Consider the following 22,477-nt stretch of genomic DNA (forward strand, 5'->3'; position numbering starts at 1 on the left):
GGAGCGCATGACCCGACACCCGCTGCGGCTGGCCATCATCGAAGCCGAGCGCATGCTCGCCGCGGCGGGTGTCGACAGTCCGCGCGTGGACGCCGAGCTGCTCGCGGCCCACGTGCTGGGGGTGGAGCGGTCGCGGTTGCCGCTGATCCCGTTGGTCGACCCGTCGGTGGTGGACGCGCTGCACAAGGTCGTGCGGCAGCGCACGACGCGGCTCCCGTTGCAGCACATCACGGGGCGTGCGCACCTTGGTGGGGTGGATCTGGAGGTCGGTCCGGGGGTGTTCATCCCGCGGCCGGAGACCGAGTTGATGTTGGAGTGGGGGCTTTCGACGCTGTCCGGCTCGGACACGTCGGTGGTGACTCCGGTGGCGGCTCCGGTGGTGGTCGACTTGTGCACCGGGTCGGGTGCGTTGGCGTTGGCGGTGGCGCATCGGGTGCCGTCGGCGGTGGTGCACGCCGTTGAGCGGGATTTGGGTGCGCTGGCCTGGGCGCGTCGCAACGCGGAGGCGCGGATCGCGGCGGGTGATACCCCGATCAGGTTGCACGCGGGGGACGTGACGGCGGCGGACCTGCTGTCCGAGTCGTCCGGGCTGTCCGATGTGGAGGGTCGGGTCGACCTGGTGCTGTGCAACCCGCCGTACGTGCCGGACGGGACGGAGGTCCAGCCGGAGGTGGCCGATCACGACCCGAGGCACGCGGTGTTCGGGGGTGCGGACGGGTTGGAGGTGATCCGGCACGTGGTGGGGTTGGCCGCGAGGTTGTTGAAGCCCGGGGGGTACGTGGGGATCGAGCACGACGACACGCAGGGGGATGCGGTGCCCGCTCTGCTCGCGGCGCGGCGGGTGCTCACGGATGTGGCTGATCACCGTGATCTGGCTGGGCGGCCGCGGTTTGCCACTGCTCGTCGGGTGTGAGGGGTGGGGGCGGGAGAAGTCGGTTAGGGGGTTGCGGCCTCGACCATCCGGGTGAGGCGTGACTTGGTTTGTTCCCACTCCTCGGGTGGGCCCGAGGAGTAGAGGACGTACTCGACGCCCTTCGATTCCCAGAACGCGGTGGCCACCCGTTTGGGGCCGGAGGTGGCGTTCTCGGCGAATTCCCAGATGACCGCCGGGTGATTCCGGATCGTCGTCGCGGTGAGGGTCACCCGTTGGTGGCCTGCCTCGCGTTCGCGGTCGGTGGCGGCGGCGGTGATGCGGTCCAGCAGGGGTTTGGACGGGTCGGTGACCGGTGCTCCGCCCAGTCTCACCTCGCGGTGGGGTGAGGTCGGGTCGGTGGCGACCAGGGTGGTGGCGACCGTGCCGGTGGTGATCGTCCACTGGGCGGGGATGGTGGTGGTCAGGCCGCCTGGTGCTTCGACTCGTTGCTGGTCGGGGGGTGGGGCGGTGCTGGAGTTGATGGTGGTGCCGGAGGTGGGTGGGGTGGTGGTTGGTGGGGGTGTGGTGGGTGGAGGGGTGGTGGTGGTTGTGGTGATGACGGGGAGGGTGGCGGCTGCGGCGGTGGTCGGGGTGGTGGGGGTGGGGTGGGCGAGGTAGCCCGCGGTGCCGGCGATGAGGACGTACAGCGCGGCGGCGGACAGTGCCAGCGGGAGGGCGCCGATCGGGTTTCTCGCACTCACCGGACGCCTCGCCATCGGGATATTCTGGACGTCAACGCTCCGCCGAGTAAATCGGAGAACCAGCGATGGTTGTCAATGGGCCGAACGAGTGGAGTGAACTGCGAGAATGGCTCGCGGCCCGCATCATCCGCGTCGACCTCACCGAATTCACGGATCGCGACCGCGTTCGCTTGGCCCGCGCCCTGACCGCGCTGACGTCCGCGCTGGGGGATGGGCACGACGATGAGAGCCACCTCGCGGTGGCGGTGGTGCGTGGTGAACTGGCCCGCGGGGGTGAGCCGAGGGCGGACGACGTGCTGCGCACGCACCTGGCTATCGCGCTCGCGGCTCGGAGCGCCGAGGTGAGGCGGGTTGCGGCGGAGGGCGCGCTGGTGGTGACCGGCGGTAGGCAGTTGGCGGAGTGCCGGGGGTTGGCGGACGAGATCCTCGCGTTGAGCCCCCATCCGGAGTTGATCGGGTTCGCGAACGACCTGCGTCAGCGCTTGGAGCGTGCTGAGCGGTGGAGGTGGGTGGAGCCGGATGTGTGGACCGCGGCGGTGGTCGGGCTCGCGGTGCTGGTGTTGCCGTTCGTTGGTGGGGCGGTGGGGAGTGTTGCGGTGACGGTGGGTGGGGTGGTGGTGGGGGCGGCGCTGGTGTTCGGGTTTGTGATGGCGCATCGGAAGCGGCAGTGGGCGGTGGATGCGGTGGCGGTCGGGTCCGGCTCGATTTGACATGGGGCCCTTACGGGCACCCCAGGCAGGCCAAAGCCGGGCAGGCCTGGCGGATAAAGCGCCCGCCAAGCCTGCCCGGCTTCGTCCAGCCTATGGCACCCGAACCCATGTCAAATCGAGCCTCGGTGCGGGTGCGCCGGGTCCGTTGTAGGCGGGTTGGTCGGGGGCGTTGCGCGTCCGAGGAGTGTGTTGGGTGGGTTGCCTTTCGTGACCTCGGAGGCTGGGCTCGGTGGTGCTGTGCTTGGATCAGCAGGGTGAGCACGGTCTACGATTGCAGCGTCCAGGCTGACCGGGCGGCGGGTCTTGCTGCTGCTGCGGGCGCGGTGCGCTCCGGGCGTCTCGTGGTCCTTCCCACGGACACGGTGTACGGCATCGGGTGTGATGCGTTCGATGCGTCCGCGGTTCGCGCGCTGTTGGAGGCGAAGGGCCGTGGGCCGGACATGCCGGTGCCGGTGTTGGTCGGGTCCTGGACGACCATCGACGGGTTGGTCCTCGGGGTTCCCCGGCAGGCGCGTGCCTTGATCGAGGCGTTCTGGCCTGGTGGGTTGTCGCTGGTGCTGCCGCACGCGCCGTCGTTGGCGTGGGACCTCGGTCACACCCGTGGCACGGTGATGTTGCGGATGCCGTTGCACCCCGTCGCGCTGGAGCTGTTGCGGGATGTCGGGCCGATGGCCGTTTCGAGCGCGAACAAGTCGGGCTTCCCGCCCGCGGGCACGGCTCAGGAGGCTTGGGACCAGCTCGGGGAGGAGGTCGGCGTCTACCTGGACGGCGGGCCGGCGGCGGAGAACGTCGCGTCCACCATCGTCGACCTGACCGGGCCGGAGCCCGTGGTCCTGCGGGAGGGCGCGGTGGCGGTGGCCGAGGTGTCCAAGGCGCTGGGCGTCGAAGTCGAGGTCGCCCGCTAGTGGATCTTCCCGTTCGGAGTAGCGTGGTGGTTCCATCGCCCGATACCCCATTGCCGAGGGGCTAGCCTGCTGTGGGCCAGTTGCCTGCCGTGTCCAACGTCCTCCCCGTCCGGGAGTACCTGCTCGTCGCCCTGACCGCCGCGATCGTGACGTTCCTGCTCGTCGGTCTCGTGCGCGTGCTGGCGTTCCGGATCGGCGCCGTCGCCTACCCGCGCCAACGGGACGTGCACGTCCAGCCGATGCCGAGGATGGGCGGGCTGGCCATGTACGGCGGCGTGCTGGGCGGCATGTTGTTGGCGCACCAGCTGCCGGTGCTGCGCTCGGCGTTCGACTTCTCCTACGACCCGTACGCGGTCATCGTGGGTGGTGGTGTGATCGTCCTGGTGGGTGTGCTGGACGACCGGTTCGAGCTGGACTCCCTGACGAAACTCGCCGGCCAGGTGACGGCGGCGGGCATCCTGGTGCTGTTCGGGTTGCAGTGGCTGCTGTTCTGGGTGCCCTGGGGCGACGACGGCGAGGGCACCGGGTCGCTGCTGTCGTTGGACCAGAACCAGGGCGCGATCCTGAGCGTGCTGCTGGCCGTGACCATGGTCAACGCGATGAACTTCGTGGACGGGCTGGACGGGCTGGCGGCGGGCATCGGGCTGATCGCGGCGACCGCGACGTGCGTGTTCTCGATCGGGTTGCTGGCCAACAACGGCGGTGACGTCGGCGCGTACCCGCCCGCCCTGATCGCGGCCACGTTGGCGGGCGCGTGCCTGGGGTTCCTGCCGCACAACTTCAACCCCGCGCGGATCTTCATGGGTGACTCCGGGTCGATGCTGATCGGGCTGATGCTGGCCGCGGCGACGATCTCGGCGTCGGGGAAGATCAACTACGAGTCGGTGCGCGCCACCGACGTGCTGGGCCTGCTGTCGCCGCTGGTGGTGGTCGCGGCGGTGCTGTTCGTGCCGCTGCTGGACCTGCTGATGGCGGTGGTGCGGCGGACGCGGCGGGGTGAGAGCCCGTTCTCGGCGGACAAGATGCACCTGCACCACCGGCTGCTGGAGATCGGCCACTCGCAGCGCCGCGCGGTGCTGTTGATCTACCTGTGGGCGGGTGTGCTGGCGTTCGGCGCGGTGGCGTTGACCCTGTTCGACGTGGTGGTGGTGGTCTGGTGCCTGGGCATCGGGCTTGTTCTCGCGTTGTTGGTCTCCGCGATACCCAGACTTCGTGAAGTGCGCCGCACCTGACCCCCGATGGTGGGGCGAGTACCAAGGCCTCTTTACACTCGGTTCCGATGGGTGGGAAGAGGTGACATGAGCTCTCCGGAGAAGACGGAGTGGACGCACGAGGCCGTCGTGCGGCGACTCGCGGGTGAGATGTACCGCAGCGCGCTGTGGGCGGCGCTCGGGACCGTGGTCGCGGGCGCGATCCTGTGGACCGTGCTGGCCGGTGTCCCCGGCCTGGTCGCCGCGCTGATCGGCGGCGCCATCGCGTGCCTGTCGTCGGCCGCGACGCTGCTGCTCATGCACCGCACCGCCGCGATGCCCCTCCAGGTGATCATGGTGGCGGCGTTCGCCGGGTTCATGGGCAAGCTGATCCTGCTGTTCGCGGTGATGCTGCTGCTGCGCCAGTTCCCGGTCCTGCACACCAACGCCCTGGCGTTGACCATGGCCGCGACGATCCTGGTCGCCACCGCCATGGAGGTGCGCGCCTCCAAGCGCAGTCGCAGTCAGATCGTCATCCCGACCCCTGGAAACACCTGATCTACCGGCTGGTACGGTGCGCGCAAGACGGGACACCCAGGTAGGTGGGGTGCCTCTCGCGGGCGCTTGCGGTCCGTAAGGTACGTTAAGTCCCGATCGTGACGATTCCCCCGGCGGAGTGAACGCCGGCCGGGAGAACCGGAAGGAACACAGTGACCACGATGGTGCTGGCTGCGGGTGATGAGTTCGTCGCACCCGGCGTGAAGGACTTCTTCCTCCCACCGATCTTCGGTGAGGTCACCAAGCCCATGGTGCTTCTGGTGCTCTCGATCTTGATCATCGGTGCGTTCTTCATCGCGGCGACCCGCAACCTGAAGCTCGTTCCCGGCAAGTTCCAGTTCGCCGCCGAGTCGCTCTACGACGTCGGCCGCAACACGATCGCGCGCGAGCAGATCGGCGGCAAGGACTTCAAGCCGTTCGTCCCGCTGATCCTCACGGTCTTCACCTTCATCCTGGTGAACAACCTGTTCGGGCTCATCCCGTTCGTGCAGTTCCCGACGATGTCGCACATCGGTTTCCCGTTGGCCGTCTCGGTGCTCGTGATCTACCCCGTGTACCACTTCGTCGGATTCAAGCGCCACGGATTCCTCGGTTACCTGAAGCACCAGACCATGCCGCCCGGCGCGCCGTGGTTCGTGCTCATCCTGCTGATTCCGATCGAGTTCTTCCAGAAGTTCTTCCTGAACCCGCTCACGCTCGCGATCCGAGTTTTCGCGGCCATGTTCGCGGGTCACCTGCTCTTGCTGGTGTTCACCCTGGCCGGTGAGTACCTGCTCTTCGCCGGCGGCATCACCGTCGTGGTCGCGCCCATCGCGTTCGCCTTCGCCATCGCGTTGACGTTCCTGGAAGCGCTGATCATGGTCCTTCAGGCCTACATCTTCGCGCTGCTGTCCGCCAACTACATCGGCGCGGCGCTGGCCGAAGAGCACTGAGAAATCACAAGCCTCCGATCCGCGAGCGTTCGCGGACCGAGTTGGAAAGGGAACAGCACAAGTGAGCGCTATCGTTCTTGCTCAGGAAGCCGCGAACGTCAACCTGAACCAGGGTCTCGCTGCCATCGGCTACGGCCTCGCGGCCATCGGCCCCGGCATCGGCGTGGGTCTGATCTTCTCCTCGGTCATCAACGGCACCGCCCGTCAGCCCGAGGCTCGCGGCGTGCTGCTGAGCCTGGCCTGGACCACGTTCGCCATCGTCGAGGTGCTCGCGCTGCTCGGCTTCGTCGTGTACTTCCTCGCGACCGCGGCCTGAGTACCGGTTCATCGCATCAGAGAGGTTTGTGATGAATACCCTCATCTTGGCGGCGGAGGAAGGGGCCATCAACCCCGTCCTGCCGCACACGTCGGAGATCATCCTCGGCCTGATCTCGTTCCTGCTGCTGTTCTTCGTCATCAAGAAGTTCGTGTCGCCGCGCTTCGAGACGTTGTACGCGGAACGTGCCGCCAAGATCGAGGGCGGGATCGAGAAGGCCGAGCAGGCGCAGGCGCAGGCCCAGCAGGCGCTGGAGCAGTACAAGGCGCAGCTCGCCGAGGCCCGCGCCGAGGCGGCCCGCATCCGCGACGACGCCCGCATCGAAGGCGAGCAGATCATCAGTGAGCTGCGCGCCAAGGCGCAGGAGGAGTCCGCGCGGATCGTCGCGCAGGGGCAGACCCAGCTCGAGACGCAGCGCGCGCAGATCGTCGCCGAGCTGCGTGGCGAGTTGGGCAGGCTGGCCATCGACCTGGCGGACCGGGTCGTCGGCGAGTCGCTGGAGGACGAGGTGCGCCGTCGGGGCACCGTCGACCGGTTCCTCTCCGAGCTCGACGGCACGTCGGCTCCGGCCGCCAAGTGAGGGAACGCCGATGACGCTGCACGCCGCCAGCCGTGACGCCCTGGCCGCCGCCGAACTGCGGCTGCTGGAGGTCGTCGACGGCACGACCGGGCCCACCGCCAGCGAGTCGCTGGCGAAGCTGGGCAGCGAGCTGTTCGCGGTCGTCGGCCTGATGTCGGCGCAGCCCTCGCTGCGCCGCGCCCTGGCCGACAACTCCTCGGACCCCGCGTCCCGGGAACAGCTGCTGCACGGCTTGCTCGACGGCAAGGTCGCGGACGCGACCCTGCAGGTGCTGGGCACGGTCGTCACCGCACGCTGGTCCAGCCCGCGCGAGTTGGTCGACGGCATCGAGTCGCTGGCCCGCACGACGCTGCTGGTGCGGGCGGAGCGGGACGGCAAGCTCGACTCCGTCGAGGACGAGCTGTTCCGCCTCGGTCGCATCATCGCGGGCAACCACGAGCTGGAGCTGGCGCTGTCCGACCCGGCGGCGGCGCCCGCCGGCAAGGTCGCGCTGGTCGACGGCCTCGTGGCGGGCAAGGTCGACGAGACCACCAAGACCCTGGTGGACCAGCTCGTGCGCGAGCCGCGCGGCCAGGGGATCGTCAACGGCCTGGGCGACCTCGCGTCGCTCGCGGCCAAGCGCCGGGAACGTTCCGTCGCCTACGTCCGTTCCGCCGTCGAGCTCGACGCGGCGCAGCAGGACCGCCTCGAAGCCACGCTCACCCGGATCTACTCCAGGCCGATCGCGCTGCACGTCGAGGTCGACCCCACGCTGCGCGGCGGTCTGCTGATCAAGATCGGCGACGAGGTCATCGACGGAAGCGTGGCCGGTCGGCTGGCGTCACTGCGCCGCGACCTCGCCGGCTGACCGAATTGGAACCGCGGCCCACAAGCCCCTTTCCCAGAACGAAGTGAGAGCAGGAACGACATGGCGGAGCTGACGATCTCGTCGGACGAGATCCGCAGTGCGATCGAGAAGTACGTCTCGGCCTACTCCCCGGAAGTCAGCCGGGAAGAGGTCGGCGTCGTCGCGGAGACCTACGACGGCATCGCCATCGTCGAGGGTCTGCCCGGCACCATGACCAACGAGCTGCTGGAGTTCCCCGGCGGCGTGCTCGGCGTGGCCCTGAGCCTGGAGGTCCGCACGATCGGCGCGGTCATCCTCGGTGACTTCGACAAGATCGAAGAGGGCCAGGAGGTCAAGCGGACCGGCCAGGTGCTCTCCGTGCCGGTCGGCGACGGCTTCCTCGGCCGCGTGGTGAACCCGCTCGGCCAGCCGATCGACGGCCTCGGCGACATCGTGGCCGACGACAACCGCGCCCTGGAGCTGCAGGCCGCGTCCGTGCTGCAGCGGCAGCCGGTGAGCGAGCCGATGCAGACCGGCATCAAGGCCATCGACTCGATGACCCCGATCGGCCGCGGCCAGCGCCAGCTGATCATCGGCGACCGCAAGACCGGCAAGACCGCGGTCTGCATCGACACGATCATCAACCAGAAGAAGGCCTGGGACTCGGGCGACCCGCAGCAGCAGGTCCGCTGCGTGTACGTGGCCATCGGCCAGAAGGGCTCCACCATCGCGGGCGTCAAGACCGCGCTGGAGGAGGCGGGCGCGCTGGAGTACACCACCATCGTCGCCGCCCCCGCGTCCGACTCGGCCGGCTTCAAGTGGCTCGCGCCCTACACCGGCTCGGCCATCGGCCAGCACTGGATGTACCAGGGCAAGCACGTCCTGATCATCTTCGACGACCTGACCAAGCAGGCGGAGGCGTACCGCGCCATCTCGCTGCTGCTGCGTCGCCCGCCGGGCCGCGAGGCCTACCCCGGCGACGTCTTCTACTTGCACTCGCGCCTGCTCGAGCGCTGCGCGAAGCTGTCCGACGACATGGGCGGCGGCTCGATGACCGGTCTGCCGATCATCGAGACCAAGGCCAACGACGTGTCGGCGTACATCCCGACCAACGTCATCTCGATCACCGACGGCCAGTGCTTCCTAGAGTCCGACCTGTTCAACGCCGGTGTGCGCCCGGCCGTCAACGTGGGTATCTCGGTCTCCCGCGTCGGTGGCGCCGCGCAGACCAAGGCGATGAAGACGGTCTCCGGCTCGCTGCGCCTGGACCTGTCGCAGTTCCGCGAGCTGGAGGCGTTCTCCGCCTTCGCCTCGGACCTCGACGCGGCCTCCCGCGCCCAGCTGGACCGCGGCGCCCGCCTGGTCGAGCTGCTCAAGCAGGGCCAGTACTCGCCGGTCCCGGTCGAGGAGCAGGTCGTCTCGATCTACCTCGGCACCAAGGGCCACTACGACGACATCCCGGTGGGCGACGTCCGCCGCTTCGAGTCGGAGTTCCTGGACCACGTGCGGCGCGGCCACGAGGTGATCCTGTCCGACATCCGTGAGTCCAAGAAGCTGTCGGACGACACGGAGCGCGGCATCGTGGACGCCGTCACCGCGTTCAAGCAGCAGTTCAGCGCGTCGGGCGGTGCGTCGGTCGTCGACGTGCCCGCCGAGGCGATGGACGCCGACAAGGTCGGGCAGGAGTCGGTGAAGGTCAACCGGCCCGCTCCGACCGAGAAGTGACGTAGGCATGGCGGCACAGATCCGAGAGCTGCGCCAGCGGATCCGCTCGGTCAACTCGACCAAGAAGATCACCAAGGCGTACGAGCTCATCGCCACGTCCCGTCTGGCCAAGGCGCAGACGAGGGTCGCGGCGTCGAAGCCCTACTCGGAGGAGATCACCAACGTGCTCTCTTCCCTGGCGACGGCGTCCGCGAACCTCGACCACCCGCTGCTGACCGAGCGCAAGAACCCGCGCCGTGCCGGTGTGCTGGTGGTGACCAGCGACAAGGGCATGTGCGGCGGCTACAACGCCAACGTGCTGCGTGCCGCGGAGGAGCTGCTGTCCCTGCTGCGGTCCGAGGGCAAGGAGCCCGTGCTCTACGTCGTCGGCCGCAAGGGCGTCGGCTACTACAAGTTCCGCAGGCGCGCGATCGCGGGCGAGTGGACCGGCTTCTCGCAGCTGCCGCACTACGTCAACGCCGCCGAGGCCGGTGACGCGCTGGTCCAGGCGTTCGTCGCGGGCAGCGACGACGAGGGCGACCAGCCCGGCCCGGACGGCGTGCTGGGCGTGGACGAGCTGCACGTGGTCTACACCGAGTTCAAGTCGATGCTGAGCCAGACGCCGGTCGCCAAGCGGATCGCGCCGATGGTCGTCGACTTCGACCCGGAGCCGCAGAAGCTGCAGTCGGTGTACTCGTTCGAACCGAGCGCGGAGACGTTGCTGGGCGCGTTGCTGCCCAAGTACGTCAAGACCAGGCTCTTCTCGGCACTGCTGGACGCGGCGGCCTCGGAGTCGGCGGCGCGACGGACCGCGATGAAGGCGGCGACGGACAACGCCACCGAGCTGGTCCGCAACCTCAGCCGCCAGGCGAACCAGGCCCGCCAGGCCCAGATCACCCAGGAGATCAGCGAGATCGTCGGTGGCGCCTCCGCGCTAACCGGGGGCGCAGGAAGTGATGAGTGACATGAGTGCTACTGCCACCACCACCCGCACCGGCCGTGTGGTCCGGGTGATCGGTGCCGTCGTCGACGTGGAGTTCCCGCGTGACTCGGTGCCGGAGCTGTTCAACGCACTGCACGTGGAGATCACCTACGAGGCGGTCGCCAAGACGCTGACCCTGGAGGTCGCCCAGCACCTGGGTGACAACCTGGTCCGCACGATCTCGATGCAGCCGACCGACGGCCTGGTCCGCGGCGCGGCGGTGACCGACACCGGCAAGGCGATCAGCGTGCCCGTCGGCGACGTCGTCAAGGGCCACGTCTTCAACGCGCTGGGCGACTGCCTGGACGAGCCCGGCCTCGGCCGCGACGGCGAGCAGTGGGGCATCCACCGCAAGGCGCCGTCGTTCGACCAGCTGGAGGGCAAGACCGAGATCCTGGAAACGGGCATCAAGGTCATCGACCTGCTGACCCCGTACGTCAAGGGCGGCAAGATCGGCCTGTTCGGCGGCGCGGGCGTGGGCAAGACGGTGCTCATCCAGGAGATGATCACCCGTATCGCCCGCGAGTTCTCCGGCACGTCGGTGTTCGCCGGCGTCGGCGAGCGCACCCGTGAGGGCACCGACCTCCTCCTCGAAATGGAGGAGATGGGCGTGCTCAACGACACCGCCCTGGTGTTCGGTCAGATGGACGAGCCGCCCGGCACGCGCATGCGCGTCGCGCTGTCCGCGCTGACGATGGCGGAGTACTTCCGCGACGTGCAGGGCCAGGACGTGCTGCTGTTCATCGACAACATCTTCCGCTTCACCCAGGCCGGCTCGGAGGTGTCGACCCTGCTGGGCCGCATGCCGTCCGCCGTGGGTTACCAGCCGACGCTGGCGGACGAGATGGGTGAGCTCCAGGAGCGCATCACCTCGACGCGCGGCAAGTCGATCACCTCGCTGCAGGCCATCTACGTGCCCGCGGACGACTACACCGACCCCGCGCCGGCCACCACGTTCGCCCACCTGGACGCGACGACGGAGCTCTCCCGTCCGATCTCCCAGAAGGGCATCTACCCGGCGGTGGACCCGCTGTCCTCGTCGTCCCGGATCCTGGAGCCGTCGATCGTCGGCGAGGAGCACTACCGGGTCGCGCAGGAGGTCAAGCGGATCCTGCAGAAGTACAAGGAGCTGCAGGACATCATCGCGATCCTCGGCATGGACGAGCTGTCCGAGGAGGACAAGGTCCTCGTCGGTCGCGCCCGTCGCCTGGAGCGCTTCCTCGGCCAGAACTTCATCGTGGCCGAGAAGTTCACCGGCCAGCCGGGTTCCTTCGTGCCGATCAAGGACACGATCGAGGCGTTCGACCGCGTCTGCAAGGGCGAGTTCGACCACTACCCGGAGCAGGCGTTCTTCTCCTGCGGCGGGTTGGACGACGTCGAGGCCAACGCCAAGAAGCTCGCCGGCAACTAGGTCGGGCTTTGCCGAAGGGCCGTCCCCCGCGGGGTACGGCCCTTCGGGCTTTCAGTGGGACACCCAGCCCAGGGCGCGGGAGATGGCCAGCCCGCACGTGCGCACGGCGGGCACGATGGTGTCCGTGCGCGTGCCCGTGGGCACCACGACGGACACCGCTGCCACGACGTCGCCGTCCTGCCCGCGCACGGGCGCGGCGACCGAGTACGTGATCATCTCGATCTGCCGGTCGCTGATCGCGTAACCGTCGCGGCGCGCCCTGGCCAGGGTCTCGCGCAGCTCCTGCGGCGTGCCGATGGTCTTCGGCGTGAACCGCTTGAGCGGCGCGGCCAGCACGGCCTCCTGCACGGCGACGGGCGCGGCGGCCAGCAGCACCAGGCCGACACCCGTGCAGTGCAGCGGCATCCGGCTGCCGACGCGGGTGACCACGTTGACCGCGTCCCGCGCCGAGATCCGCTCCACGTACACGACCTCCGTGCCGTCGCGCACGGCCAGCTGCACGTTGTGCCGCGTCACCTCGTAGAGGTCCTCCAGGAACGGCAGCGCGCGGTCCCGCAGGTCCAGGCTGCCCGGCGACAACGCGCCCAGCTCCAGCAGCCTCAGGCCCACGCGGTAGCGGCCCTCGGGGGTGCGGTCCAGGGCGCGCAGGTCGACCAGGGACGCCACCAGCCGGTGCGTCGTGCTCAGCGGCAGCCCCGAGTGGCGGCTCAGCTCGGACAGCGTCACCGCGGGCCGGTCCACGGTGAACACGGACAGCAACGAGAACGCGCGTTCCAGCAGCGACTTCGGAGTCGGCACGGTGTCCAGTCTCCCAACGTCGCCCGGTCCCTCGACAGGAGCGGTCTTCCACCCGTCGGAAACGCCACTGCCCGGTCGGCCGGGCGCGGTCGCGGTGACGGCCGTCGGGGTGGCCTCCGGACGGGCGCCGGCCCGGGGTCGGCGCGTCTGGGGGTGGCTGGTGCGGCGGGCGGTTCCGGTCACCGTTTAGACTGCGGTGGACTCCAGTCGACTCAGGGAGATGCGCGTGGCCGAGATGACCGTCCAGTTGGTCGCGGTGGAACGCCGCCTGTGGTCCGGCACGGCCACCTCGGTGGTCGCGCAGACCCTCGAAGGCGAGATCGGCATCCTGCCCGGCCACGAACCCGTGCTCGGGCAGTTGGTCGAGGGCGGTGTGGTCCGGATCCGCACCACGGACAACGAGCTGGTGACGGCGGCCGTGCACGGCGGGTTCCTCTCCGTGACCGGTGAGGGCGTGAGCATCCTCGCCGAGGACGCGGAGCTCTCGCACGAGATCGACGTCGAACAGGCCCGCGCCGACGCGCAGAACGCGGACGACGTACACCGGGCCCGGGCCATCGCGCGGCTGCGCGCCGCGGGTCACTCGGCCTGACGCGGACGAGCGGACGAACGCCGTGGGGATCGCCGAACTGGTCGGGGTGGTCCTGTTCGGCGCGGTGGTCGTCCTCGCGTACCTCACGTGGCGCCGCGTCCGGCTGCTGCGCGCCGGCGGTGTGCACGTCGCGCTGAGGGCCAGGCTGGAGGACTCCGGCCGGGGCTGGCACCTGGGCGTGGGGCACTACCGGGGTGACGAGTTCACCTGGTTCCGCGTGCTGAGCCTGCGGTCCGGCCCGGACATGGTCATCTCCCGCGAGGGTTTCGAGATCGACGACCGCCGCGAGCCCACCGCGCCCGAGGCGTACGCCATGCCCGCGGGCGCGGTGGTGCTCCGCTGCCGGGGCAACCGGGGCGAGGTCGAGATCGCGATGGGCCCGGACGCGCTGACCGGATTCCTGTCCTGGTTGGAGTCAGCGCCTCCGGGCCGATCCATTCCCTGGGCCTCCTAGCGGCTCAGGCGGCGTCGCGGCCGGTGGTGGCCGACTGCACCGTCGTGGTCGTGCTGATCACCTCGTTGTCCAGCGGCAGCGCGTCCGTCGCGCCGACCAGGGTCGCCACCACCCTGAAGTTGATCTTCCCCAGGGCGGCGTCCCCCGGGCGGAACGTGTAGTTGAACGGGAAGTTCACCGCGCCCGTCGCGCTCGCCGGCACCCACTGGGTGGAGTGGCCGATCTCCTCCCAACCCGACGGCGTGCCGCGGTACAGCCTGACCGTCACGTCCTCGGCGTACCGCGTGTTCCCGATCCGGGCGGTGAGGGTCTTCGTCGCGCCGACCACCGCCGTGCCGGGGGTGGTGAAGCGGGTGATGGCGATGTCGTGCGTGCGGATCCGGACCACGTTGGTCACCGAACCCGTGCGCCCGTCCGAGGTGGTGACGGTGAGCGTCACCGGGTAGTCGCCGTCGGCCGCGTAGCGGTGCTGCGGGTAGTCGCCCTCGGCCGTCGCCCCGTCCCCGAAGTCCCACGCCTTCGTGACCGAGGCGGGTGCGCCGGGAACCGAGGACTGGTCGTGGAAGCTGACGTCGCTGAACACGGACGAGTTGTGGGAGTAGTGGTAGAAGGCGGCCACGACCGGTTGGGCCACGCCGATGGTGAAGGTCAGGGTCGGCGCGGTGTCGTAGGCGTTGCCGAGGCGGATGTAGTAGGTCGTGCCGGGGTTCGCCCTGAAGGTCATGATGTTGTCGTACGGGCTGCAGCCGACCTCGGTGAGGTTCGCCAGCGCCGACCCCGTGTAGACCGCGAACCTCGTGTTGTACGTCGACGAGGTGAGGGTGACCGGCGTGGTCTCGGGCAGCGTCACGGCGTACCAGAGGGACCTGGTGACCGACCCGCACCCGCTGTTCGGCTCACCCGGCTCCACGGTCGCCGTCGCCAGGTCGGGCGATGAGGTGTGCGGCAGCGCGGTGACCGGTTCGGCGTTGGCGAAGGCGTCGTGCCCCGGCGGCGCGAACGCGGTCACGGAGAACGTCAACGGCCCGGCCGACCCGCTGCTGAACGCGGCGGCCATGAAGTGGTACTGGGTGCCGGCGACGACCGCGAGGTCGAGGCGCGAGTGGTGGCCGCCGCTCGCGTCGTCGTTGCAGCCGAGCGGGGTCAGCGCGCCGCGGGTGCCGGTGAACGCCGACAGGACCGTGTCGTAGCCGCTGCCCGCCGTGGTGGCGGTGATCGAGCCGCTCGTGGTCGCGGTGTAGGTGAACCACACCGACCGAGACGAGTTGCACGAGGACGGGTCGTCGGAGGCTTGGGTGGCCTCGTCCGCCGTCTGGGTGGTGGTGAAGGGCAGGGTGGTGATCGCGGTCGCCTGGTCGAAGTCGTCGTTCGGGGGTGGCGCGGCGTGCGCCACCCCCGGGACGAGCAGACCGAGCAGGCCGAGCAGGGCGACCACCACGAGTAATCCGGATCTTCGGCTTTTGCGCACGACAAGTACCCCCTGGATCGGTGGACGCCCTCCCCGGCGTCCGAACTCGACCGAGTGAACACAAGAACGCGCGGCGGGGTGGGTCGCCGGATCGGCAGGACACTCGATCAGCCCAGCGACGTCACTCGAACGGACGTCAGGCCGGCTGCCTGATGCTCTCGAAGATCCGGGCGAAGCCCTCCTTGCCGTGCCCGGCGTCGACCTGCCGCCGGATCAGGCCCTGCACCACGCCGACCACCTCGGTGGAGATGCCCTGCGCGGCACTGGCGTCGACCATGTCGCCCAGGTCGGAGAACTCCAGGCTCTGCTGCCCCGGCCCGGTGTAGTCGCCGCCGTCGACCACGGCGGCGAACCCGGCGAACGCGCCGGTCATCGCGGACAGCCAGGGCGCGGCCCGCTCGGCGAACTCCGCGGCCGACACGCCCGCGCCCCCGACCATCGCCGCGCCGTGCAGGAACCCGGCGAACATCACGTACATGCCGGCGAGCAGCGCCAGGTCGTACAGCGACGCCACGCCCGCGTCCTCGCCGAAGTACGCGCTCTCGCCCCAGAGGTCGAGCAGGGGCCGGTACCGGTCGAACGCGGCCCGCGAGCCGCTGTAGAGGACGGACGAGCCGGGCTGCCCGATCATCTGCGGCACGGCCATGATGCCGCCGTCGAGGTACGCCACGCCGTGCGCCGCCGCCCAGCCGGCGATCTCCCTGGACTGGTCCGGCGTGGTCGTGGTGACGTTGACCAGGGTCCGGCCGGTGAGCAGGTCGGCCACCGGGTCGAGCACCTCGTGGACCGAGTCGGCGTCGAAGAGGCACGCGATCACCACGTCGGCCGCCGACACGGCGTCACGCGCGGTGGGTGCGGCGGTGGCTCCCAGGCCGACGAGGGCGTCGGCCTTGCCGGGCGAGCGGTTCCAGACCGCGGTGGGGTGCCCGGCCCGCACCAGGGCCGTGGCGAGGGCGGCGCCCATCGCGCCCAACCCGAGAACGGTCACCTTCGTGTTCGTCATGCCTTGATCGTCACGCGTACCGTCGAGGTGCACCAGTACGGACTATTTTGTGCAGTACCCACTTTTCGGTAAGTACCCCGCAGGAGGACCGATGGCGACGAAGGCACGACGTGGTCCCTACTTCTGCGGCATCGACGCCGCGATGGACGTGGTGTCCGGGAAGTGGAAGTCGCTGATCCTGTGGGAGCTGGCCGCGCACGGCGTGCGGCGGTTCGCCCAGCTGCGCCGCGGCCTGCCGGGCGTGAGCGAGAAGATGCTGGTGCAGCAGCTGCGGGAGATGGAGGAGGACGGCCTGGTGCACCGCGAGGTGTTCCCCGAGGTGCCGCCGAGGGTCGAGTACGCGCTGACCGAGCACGGGGTGTCGCTCAACGAGGCGCTGGACGCGCTCGGCGCGTGGGGCACCGAGCGGATGCGGCGCATCGGCGCGGAGCGGGTCTACGCGTCCTGACCCGGCACCCGCTCGGCGGGGCTCGGCCGGCGGAACAGGGTGCCCAGTCGGCGCAGCGCGTCCCGGTCGCCGGACGCCGTCGCGGCGCCGGAGGCGATCTTGTCGGCCAGGCTCGACCGGCCGTCGGCCAGGTCGGCGAACACGTCCTCGTCGGTCTCGACGACCGCGTCGGGGTGCTGGGCGGGGCCGTGGCCCGCGTCGACCGTGCCGTCGTCCACGCGCACGTGGAAGACCTCGTCGCCGACGCGGAACTCGTAGACCGCCCGCACGCCCGCCGCGGCGTCGGCGTCGAAGAAGGCCTCCATCGCCAGCACCGCCCAGCCCGGGTGGAACGCCTCCTCCGCCCGCCGCTCGCCCATCGCCCACTTCGTGCCCCACCGGGCGAGCGCGAGCACCGCGGGCCCGAGTTCGCGGCCCGCCTCGGTGAGGGCGTAGGCGGGCGTGCGGGCCGGCGGGGGCAGCGTGACCTTGTGCGCGAGGCCTTCCCGTTCGAGGTGCTTCATCCGGGCCGCGAGCAGCCCGGTGCCCATGCCGCGCAGGCTCTTCTGGAGGTCGCCGAACCGCTTGGGGCCGGTCAGCAGCTCGCGGACGAGCAGCAGGGTCCAGCGCTCGCCGACGAGGTCGAGCGTGCGCGCGGTGGCGCAGTACTGGTTGTACGTCCGCTGGTCCACCGGCCCATCCTAGGGATGGCGCGCCTCCGGGCTCGCGACGGCGAGCAGGACGTCGGCCACGCCGCGCGGGTCGGTCAGCACCACGTCGTGCGGCCCGTCGACGGGCACCGCCCGGTAGCCGAGGTCGGCGGCGAACCGGGCGAACGGGAACGTCTCCGGCACGCAGTGGACGCCGGTGCCGGGGATGCGGTCGACCGCGCCGGTGAGGCGGGTCGGCTCGGTGAAGGTCCGCAGGGCGTGCGTGCGCAGCCGTTGGCCGAGCCAGTGGGCGTCGTCCGGGTCGGTGATGCCGAACGACGCCGGCGCGGGTGGGGCGATCAGGCCGTCGGCGCCCGCGGCGGCGGTGGCCCTGGCGGTGAACCAGTCCGGGGCCAGGTCCGCCAGGCCGACGCCGTCCGGGCCCGCCCAGCCGTCGACCAGCACGACGTGGGCCACCCGGTCCGGCCGCCGGTCGGCGGCTTGGCGGACCACCAGGCCCGCGTAGCTGTGGCCGACCAGCACGAGGTCGGGGTCGGCGACCGCGTCGATCGCGGCCACCACCTCCTCCGCGTGGTCGGACAGGCCGACGTCGCGGTCGTGCGTGAGGTCGGGGGTGACGACGTGCGCGCCGGCGGCGGTGAGCAGCGGCGTGACCCGCTCCCAGGCCCAGCCGCCGTGCCACGCGCCGTGGACGAGGACGTATGTGGTCATGGTCGACCTCCGCGTTGACCTGCTTCTTGTTTTTGAAGTCTATGCTTCAAAAACAAGAAGTTCAACCATGCGGGGTCAGGCGTTGGCGCCGGGTCGCCAGAGCACGTCACCGTCCGGGTTGGCCACCCTGGCCAGGATGAACAGCAGGTCGGAGAGTCGGTTCAGGTACTTCGCGGTCAGCACGTTCGTCTGCTCGGCCTCGGCCTCGATCAGCGCCCACGCGCCCCGCTCGGCCCGCCGCGCGATGGTGCGGGCCTGGTGCAGCAGCGCCGCGCCGGGTGTGCCACCGTTGAGGATGAACGACTCCAGCTTGCCCAACCGGGAGTTGAACGCATCGCACCACGACTCCAGCCGGTCCACGTAGGCCTGCGTGACCCGCAACGGCGGGTACTTCGGGTCGGGGACCACGGGCGTGCACAGGTCCGCGCCGACGTCGAACAGGTCGTTCTGGACCTGCCGCACCACCTCGACGACGTCCGGTTCCAGCGCGCCGAGCGCCAGGGCGACGCCGAGCGCGGCGTTGGTCTCGTCCACGTCGGCGTACGCCGTGATGCGCGGCGAGGTCTTGGGCACCCGGGAGAAGTCGCCGAGGCCGGTGGTCCCGTCGTCGCCGACGCGGGTGTAGATCTTCGTCAGGTGCACGGCCATGCCGAGCACTGTAGACACCGCGGTGGCCCACCACGGACGGGCACGATTCAGACCGTACGTAGGATTGCGGCACAACGAGCAAGGAGTTCCTTACGTGAGTGAGCACTTCCGGGTTCAGGGCGGTGCGCGGCTCGTCGGCGAGGTCGCCGTCGTAGGCGCGAAGAACAGCGTGCTCAAGCTGATGGCGGCGGCGCTGCTGGCCGAGGGCACGACCACCATCACCAACTGCCCGGAGATCCTGGACGTGCCGCTGATGGCGGACGTCCTGCGCAGCCTGGGCTGCGAGGTGACCCTCGACGGCCGGGTCGTCACGATCACCACCCCCAAGGAGCTCAACCACCGGGCCGACTCCGAGGCGATGGGCAAGCTGCGCGCGTCGGTCTGCGTGCTGGGGCCACTGGTGGGTCGGTGCAAGCGCGCGGTGGTCGCGCTGCCCGGCGGTGACGCGATCGGCAACCGGCCGCTGGACATGCACCAGAACGGCCTGCGCAAGCTCGGCGCGCACAGCGAGATCGAGCACGGCTGCGTGATCGCCGAGGCCGAGGGCCTGCACGGCGCCCAGATCTGGCTCGACTTCCCCAGCGTGGGCGCGACGGAGAACATCCTGATGGCGGCGGTGCTGGCCAACGGCACCACGGTCATCGACAACGCCGCCCGCGAGCCGGAGATCGTGGACATCTGCGTGATGCTCCAGCAGATGGGCGCCAAGATCGAGGGCGCGGGCACGTCCACGCTCACCGTGCACGGGGTGGAGTCGCTCCAGCCGACCGAGCACCGGGTGATCGGCGACCGGATCGTCGGCGCCACCTGGGCGTTCGCCGCCGTGATGACCCGCGGTGACATCACCGTGCGCGGCGTGGACCCCCACCACCTCGACCTGGTGCTGGAGAAGCTGCGGATGGCGGGCGCGGAGGTGACCACGCTCGACGACGGCTTCCGCGTGGTCCAGGTCGACCGGCCGCGGTCGGTCGACTTCGTGACGCTGCCCTACCCCGGCTTCGCCACCGACAACCAGCCGTTCGCGATCGCGTTGTCCAGCGTGTCGGACGGCACGTCGATGATCACCGAGAACCTGTTCGAGGCCCGGTTCCGGTTCATCGAGGAGATGGTGCGGCTGGGTGCGGACGCGCGCACCGACGGCCACCACGCCGTGGTGCGCGGCGTGGAGCAGCTGTCCAGCGCGCCGGTGTGGGCCTCGGACATCCGTGCGGGCGCGGGGCTGGTGCTGGCCGGGTTGTGCGCGGACGGCGTGACCGAGGTCTACGAGATCTTCCACATCGAGCGCGGCTACCCGGGCTTCGTGGAGAACCTCCGCAAGCTCGGTGCCACGGTGGAGCGGGTCAGCGCCTGAGGTTGAGGGCGAAGCTGCGAGAGCTTCCTCGGTGCACGGGCAGATCAGCAGGATTACGGGGCTGGTGCGGGATCTCTCGTACCAGCCCCGAACAGCGCCCCCGTGACATGCGTGGTCGGGCGGAGCGACACGATCCCCTTGTTCGGGAGGCAGAGGTCGCAGTGATTGCCGAGTCAGATCGTGAATGGTTCGGCTTTACACCGGGGCCGCCATTTTCTCCTGCACCTGAGCGGCCACGCGGAATGCCCGACGGAGTGTGTTGCGGGCCTCCGGGCTCGTCACTGAGAGTTCCAGCACCGCTTTTCGACGACCCATCCAGCTGAACGTCGTGGCCAACAGTCGTGCCAGGTGCACCAGCCGCTTCGCGGACGTTTCCTTCAGATGTGCCTCGTCCGAGAGCGTCGTCAAGCACTCCAGCGCCGCATGGCGGCTCTCAGGGTCGGTCAGCACGCGGTTCGCCAGCACCTTCATCTGATCCGGGTGCGACGTGGCGAGGTCCGTTGCCAGTGGGTACGGGAAGTAGCCGGTGATCCACATGGCCAGTGGCAGGGCGACCTGGGCCAGGCGACGGTTCGAGGTCCACGACACCACCGCGTCCAGCACCTGGGTCCGATGACCCTGGTCTTGGATCAGCCCCAGGACCGCGGCCACGACCGCGTTCCGCGGGGTCCACTTCGTCGATCGGGCGATCAGTTCCAAGCGCCGCAGCGACTCGCGCAGTGGTCGGGCGTCCGACAGGTTGAGGCTGAACCACACCGCGGTCGCCTGCTCGTACGCCGTGCCGTCGGTCCACGCGTCGACCGTGCTCGACACGAGGTCGCGATACCGCTCGTCCAACCGCGCCACCACGGACGCCGCCAAGTGCTGGTGCGCCACTGCGCCGCGGCGGGCCAGGTCGTCCACCAGCTGGAGCGGTTCGTGGGCCGGGATCTCGGTCACGATTGTGATCACGGCGCGCTGCACCGCGTCGGTGAACCGGGCGATCATGTCGCGGTCGCTCATCCACCGCCACAACGCGTCGTGCGCGAGCGGGTACTCGCGCCACAACCTTCGCAGCACCGCACCGGCCCAGCCTTGGCGGGTGAAGTGGATCGTCTCCTCCCGCAGGCCCGGGTAGTCGGGGTGGTCGCGCACGGTCGTGCTCGCGGTGACCGCAGCCAGCAGGTCCTTCTTCGACAGGGCGAACGCCTTGTGGCGCAGCGGCTCGCCGCCCTCGTGACCGGCCGCGCGCAGAGCTTCGTCCAGCGACAACGCCAGGGCCATCACCTCGTCGTACGGTTGGTTCTCCAGCAGTGCCACGGCGAACGACAGGGCGAACTCCAAGTCGGTGCGTTCGGCCAGGTGCCGCTCCACGGCCTGTTCGACGTGCTCGCGCAGCTTCGCCAGCGCCTCGTGCGGGTCGAGGCCCTCGTGCACACGGATGGCTAGCTCCGCCGCACGGACCGCCTTCTCGGGTGAGGCTTTTTCCTCCAGTTCGAGATCGGTGGTGAGAACGCGCAGCGGGCCGTCGAGACCGGCCGGGCACCGGCGCCGCAGCTCCGCGCGTGCCACGTCGTAAGCCCGTGGCGCGGTCAGCTGCACCACGTGGTCGGTTGCCTCAAGCGGGGCCTGCGCGACTGAGTCCAGCACGATCACGAGGTGGCAGCCCACGGACTTGACCAGTCGGGTCACCCGTTCGAACTCGGCCCGGTCGAACGGACCGCGCGACTCGCGCACGTCCCACACGTAACCCGTGTCGGCGACGAGGTTGTCGAACGTGCCCAGTGCTCGCTCCCGGTTCGCCTCCACGACATCGACGGCGCCGACGTCGACCAGCAGTCGCCGCGCGGTGTACGAGCGCCCGGAGCCCGGGCCGGTGAGGACGACCACGCCGCGGGCATCGAGCGCCCTTCGGGCGGCGGTGTACCCGTCGGGCGGCTCGAAGTACCGCCGCACATCGTCCATCTCGGCCTGCGTGGCTCGAAGCACGACGAGCTTGGACGCGCGGTCGACCCCGAACTGCACCCCGCCGTGGATCACGCCCGCCTGGATACCCGTGAAGGTGCCGTCGGCGGAGTTGGTGACAGGAATGAGTCGCAGTTCGTCGGGGACCTTGTCGTCGTCACTCATGGAAGCAGATTGTGCGGGAAATCCGCCGAAGGTATTCCGTACTAATACGGGTCCCTGTGCATTGGTCCGCTCGATACTCGTGCGGTTAGTCGTGGTCGTGCAGGAGGAGTTTGGCGTCGGGGGCGTCGGCAGGGAATACCAGTAGGCGGTGGAGGCCGCCGCGGCGGACGATGGTGACTTTGATGCGGGCCGCGCGCAAGCGCTTGGCGAGCACGTCGGCGGCTTCGGGGGTGGGGACGGCGCTGACTTCCGTCAGCAACCCGAAGTCGTCGCCGGTGTAGTCGGGCACGGCCCGTCGGTCGATGCCGAACGCCCAGAAGAGCACGAGGGCGAGCAGTCCGAACACGATGACCAGCAGCAGGAACGTGGTGAGCGCGGTCACGCCGTACATGCTCCCGCAGCTTCGATTCAGTGAGCAACGGCACGCGCGGGCTGGGTTACTCGTCAGTACGCTACGGGGACGACGACGAGGTCGTGAGCGGCCGACTTTCCAGGCGACCTCGCCCGCCGTCTGCGG

Annotated in this window: 25 protein-coding genes; 16 read left to right on the top strand and 9 right to left on the bottom strand. The window is 69.9% G+C overall.

Going from position 1 to position 22,477, the window contains the following annotated elements; all coding sequences use genetic code 11:
- The first annotated feature begins 7 nt into the window (after positions 1 to 7).
- Positions 8 to 913: a peptide chain release factor N(5)-glutamine methyltransferase gene (gene prmC / locus ACYVLT_RS19130; RefSeq protein ID WP_461121546.1), complete on the top strand. Its 906-nt coding sequence runs from the start codon at positions 8 to 10 to the stop codon at positions 911 to 913.
- 23 nt (positions 914 to 936) lie between these two features.
- Here the strand turns inward: prmC and ACYVLT_RS19135 are convergent, their stop codons facing one another.
- A complete protein-coding gene (locus ACYVLT_RS19135) occupies positions 937 to 1,614 on the bottom strand; it encodes a hypothetical protein (protein ID WP_461121547.1) in 678 nt (225 codons plus the stop codon).
- A gap of 65 nt (positions 1,615 to 1,679) precedes the next feature.
- Here ACYVLT_RS19135 and ACYVLT_RS19140 point away from each other — a divergent pair, with 65 nt between their 5' ends.
- From ACYVLT_RS19140 to atpD, 11 genes are all read left to right on the top strand, one after another.
- The gene (locus ACYVLT_RS19140) at positions 1,680 to 2,324 is read left to right on the top strand and encodes a hypothetical protein (RefSeq protein WP_461121548.1); all 645 of its coding nucleotides are present in this window, start codon (positions 1,680 to 1,682) and stop codon (positions 2,322 to 2,324) included.
- A gap of 254 nt (positions 2,325 to 2,578) precedes the next feature.
- A complete protein-coding gene (locus ACYVLT_RS19145; RefSeq protein ID WP_360446768.1) occupies positions 2,579 to 3,229 on the top strand; it encodes an L-threonylcarbamoyladenylate synthase in 651 nt (216 codons plus the stop codon).
- A gap of 71 nt (positions 3,230 to 3,300) precedes the next feature.
- Positions 3,301 to 4,461 carry a glycosyltransferase family 4 protein gene (locus ACYVLT_RS19150; RefSeq protein ID WP_360446770.1) on the top strand — a complete coding sequence of 387 codons (1,161 nt, stop codon included), beginning with the start codon at positions 3,301 to 3,303 and terminating at the stop codon, positions 4,459 to 4,461.
- A gap of 66 nt (positions 4,462 to 4,527) precedes the next feature.
- A complete protein-coding gene (locus ACYVLT_RS19155) occupies positions 4,528 to 4,977 on the top strand; it encodes a hypothetical protein (RefSeq protein ID WP_366203079.1) in 450 nt (149 codons plus the stop codon).
- Positions 4,978 to 5,129: 152 nt separating this feature from the next.
- The gene (atpB, locus tag ACYVLT_RS19160; RefSeq protein WP_461121549.1) at positions 5,130 to 5,909 is read left to right on the top strand and encodes a F0F1 ATP synthase subunit A; all 780 of its coding nucleotides are present in this window, start codon (positions 5,130 to 5,132) and stop codon (positions 5,907 to 5,909) included.
- Positions 5,910 to 5,970: 61 nt separating this feature from the next.
- Positions 5,971 to 6,225 carry an ATP synthase subunit c family protein gene (locus ACYVLT_RS19165; RefSeq protein WP_123745749.1) on the top strand — a complete coding sequence of 85 codons (255 nt, stop codon included), beginning with the start codon at positions 5,971 to 5,973 and terminating at the stop codon, positions 6,223 to 6,225.
- Between the two features lie 31 nt (positions 6,226 to 6,256).
- A complete protein-coding gene (locus tag ACYVLT_RS19170; RefSeq protein WP_461121550.1) occupies positions 6,257 to 6,805 on the top strand; it encodes a F0F1 ATP synthase subunit B in 549 nt (182 codons plus the stop codon).
- A gap of 10 nt (positions 6,806 to 6,815) precedes the next feature.
- Positions 6,816 to 7,652, top strand: a complete 837-nt coding sequence (locus ACYVLT_RS19175) for a F0F1 ATP synthase subunit delta (protein WP_461121551.1) — start codon at positions 6,816 to 6,818, stop codon at positions 7,650 to 7,652.
- A gap of 60 nt (positions 7,653 to 7,712) precedes the next feature.
- The gene (gene atpA, locus ACYVLT_RS19180) at positions 7,713 to 9,356 is read left to right on the top strand and encodes a F0F1 ATP synthase subunit alpha (protein ID WP_461121552.1); all 1,644 of its coding nucleotides are present in this window, start codon (positions 7,713 to 7,715) and stop codon (positions 9,354 to 9,356) included.
- A 7-nt stretch (positions 9,357 to 9,363) separates the two neighbouring features.
- The gene (locus tag ACYVLT_RS19185; protein WP_461121553.1) at positions 9,364 to 10,299 is read left to right on the top strand and encodes a F0F1 ATP synthase subunit gamma; all 936 of its coding nucleotides are present in this window, start codon (positions 9,364 to 9,366) and stop codon (positions 10,297 to 10,299) included.
- The gene (atpD, locus tag ACYVLT_RS19190; protein ID WP_461121554.1) at positions 10,292 to 11,728 is read left to right on the top strand and encodes a F0F1 ATP synthase subunit beta; all 1,437 of its coding nucleotides are present in this window, start codon (positions 10,292 to 10,294) and stop codon (positions 11,726 to 11,728) included. Before ACYVLT_RS19185 ends, atpD begins: the two co-directional genes overlap by 8 nt.
- 51 nt (positions 11,729 to 11,779) lie before the next feature.
- Here atpD and ACYVLT_RS19195 read toward each other — a convergent pair whose 3' ends face one another.
- Positions 11,780 to 12,526, bottom strand: coding sequence for an IclR family transcriptional regulator (locus ACYVLT_RS19195; RefSeq protein ID WP_461121555.1), 747 nt, complete (start codon positions 12,524 to 12,526; stop codon positions 11,780 to 11,782).
- Between the two features lie 226 nt (positions 12,527 to 12,752).
- Between ACYVLT_RS19195 and ACYVLT_RS19200 the strand changes: the two genes are divergently transcribed.
- Entirely contained in the window at positions 12,753 to 13,118 is a 366-nt protein-coding gene (locus ACYVLT_RS19200; protein WP_461121556.1) for a F0F1 ATP synthase subunit epsilon, read from the top strand.
- Positions 13,119 to 13,140: 22 nt separating this feature from the next.
- Positions 13,141 to 13,572 (top strand): DUF2550 domain-containing protein, encoded by a 432-nt coding sequence (locus ACYVLT_RS19205; RefSeq protein ID WP_461121557.1) that lies wholly within the window; start codon positions 13,141 to 13,143, stop codon positions 13,570 to 13,572.
- Positions 13,573 to 13,576: 4 nt separating this feature from the next.
- Here the strand turns inward: ACYVLT_RS19205 and ACYVLT_RS19210 are convergent, their stop codons facing one another.
- Positions 13,577 to 15,010: a PKD domain-containing protein gene (locus ACYVLT_RS19210; protein ID WP_461121558.1), complete on the bottom strand. Its 1,434-nt coding sequence runs from the start codon at positions 15,008 to 15,010 to the stop codon at positions 13,577 to 13,579.
- Positions 15,011 to 15,176: 166 nt separating this feature from the next.
- On the bottom strand, positions 15,177 to 16,043 hold the full coding sequence (locus ACYVLT_RS19215) for an NAD(P)-dependent oxidoreductase (RefSeq protein WP_461121559.1): 867 nt from the start codon (positions 16,041 to 16,043) through the stop codon (positions 15,177 to 15,179).
- Positions 16,044 to 16,134: 91 nt separating this feature from the next.
- On the opposite strand from ACYVLT_RS19215, the gene ACYVLT_RS19220 reads away from it, so the two are divergent.
- Positions 16,135 to 16,491, top strand: coding sequence for a winged helix-turn-helix transcriptional regulator (locus ACYVLT_RS19220; protein WP_461121560.1), 357 nt, complete (start codon positions 16,135 to 16,137; stop codon positions 16,489 to 16,491).
- On the opposite strand, the gene ACYVLT_RS19225 is transcribed toward ACYVLT_RS19220, so the two are convergent.
- From ACYVLT_RS19225 to ACYVLT_RS19235, 3 genes are all read right to left on the bottom strand, one after another.
- Positions 16,479 to 17,162: a winged helix-turn-helix transcriptional regulator gene (locus ACYVLT_RS19225; protein ID WP_461121561.1), complete on the bottom strand. Its 684-nt coding sequence runs from the start codon at positions 17,160 to 17,162 to the stop codon at positions 16,479 to 16,481. The two genes, ACYVLT_RS19220 and ACYVLT_RS19225, sit on opposite strands and share 13 nt — an antisense overlap.
- Positions 17,163 to 17,171: 9 nt before the next feature.
- Positions 17,172 to 17,852, bottom strand: a complete 681-nt coding sequence (locus ACYVLT_RS19230) for an alpha/beta hydrolase (protein WP_461121562.1) — start codon at positions 17,850 to 17,852, stop codon at positions 17,172 to 17,174.
- Between the two features lie 75 nt (positions 17,853 to 17,927).
- Positions 17,928 to 18,500 (bottom strand): cob(I)yrinic acid a,c-diamide adenosyltransferase, encoded by a 573-nt coding sequence (locus ACYVLT_RS19235; protein ID WP_461121563.1) that lies wholly within the window; start codon positions 18,498 to 18,500, stop codon positions 17,928 to 17,930.
- A gap of 94 nt (positions 18,501 to 18,594) precedes the next feature.
- On the opposite strand from ACYVLT_RS19235, the gene murA reads away from it, so the two are divergent.
- The gene (gene murA, locus ACYVLT_RS19240) at positions 18,595 to 19,851 is read left to right on the top strand and encodes a UDP-N-acetylglucosamine 1-carboxyvinyltransferase (RefSeq protein ID WP_461121564.1); all 1,257 of its coding nucleotides are present in this window, start codon (positions 18,595 to 18,597) and stop codon (positions 19,849 to 19,851) included.
- 195 nt (positions 19,852 to 20,046) lie between these two features.
- Here murA and ACYVLT_RS19245 read toward each other — a convergent pair whose 3' ends face one another.
- Both ACYVLT_RS19245 and ACYVLT_RS19250 read right to left on the bottom strand, forming a co-directional pair.
- Positions 20,047 to 21,960, bottom strand: a complete 1,914-nt coding sequence (locus tag ACYVLT_RS19245; protein ID WP_461121565.1) for a hypothetical protein — start codon at positions 21,958 to 21,960, stop codon at positions 20,047 to 20,049.
- A gap of 85 nt (positions 21,961 to 22,045) precedes the next feature.
- Positions 22,046 to 22,342, bottom strand: a complete 297-nt coding sequence (locus tag ACYVLT_RS19250; RefSeq protein WP_461121566.1) for a hypothetical protein — start codon at positions 22,340 to 22,342, stop codon at positions 22,046 to 22,048.
- Positions 22,343 to 22,477 lie beyond the last annotated feature (135 nt).

The organism is Saccharothrix stipae (assembly GCF_054781895.1).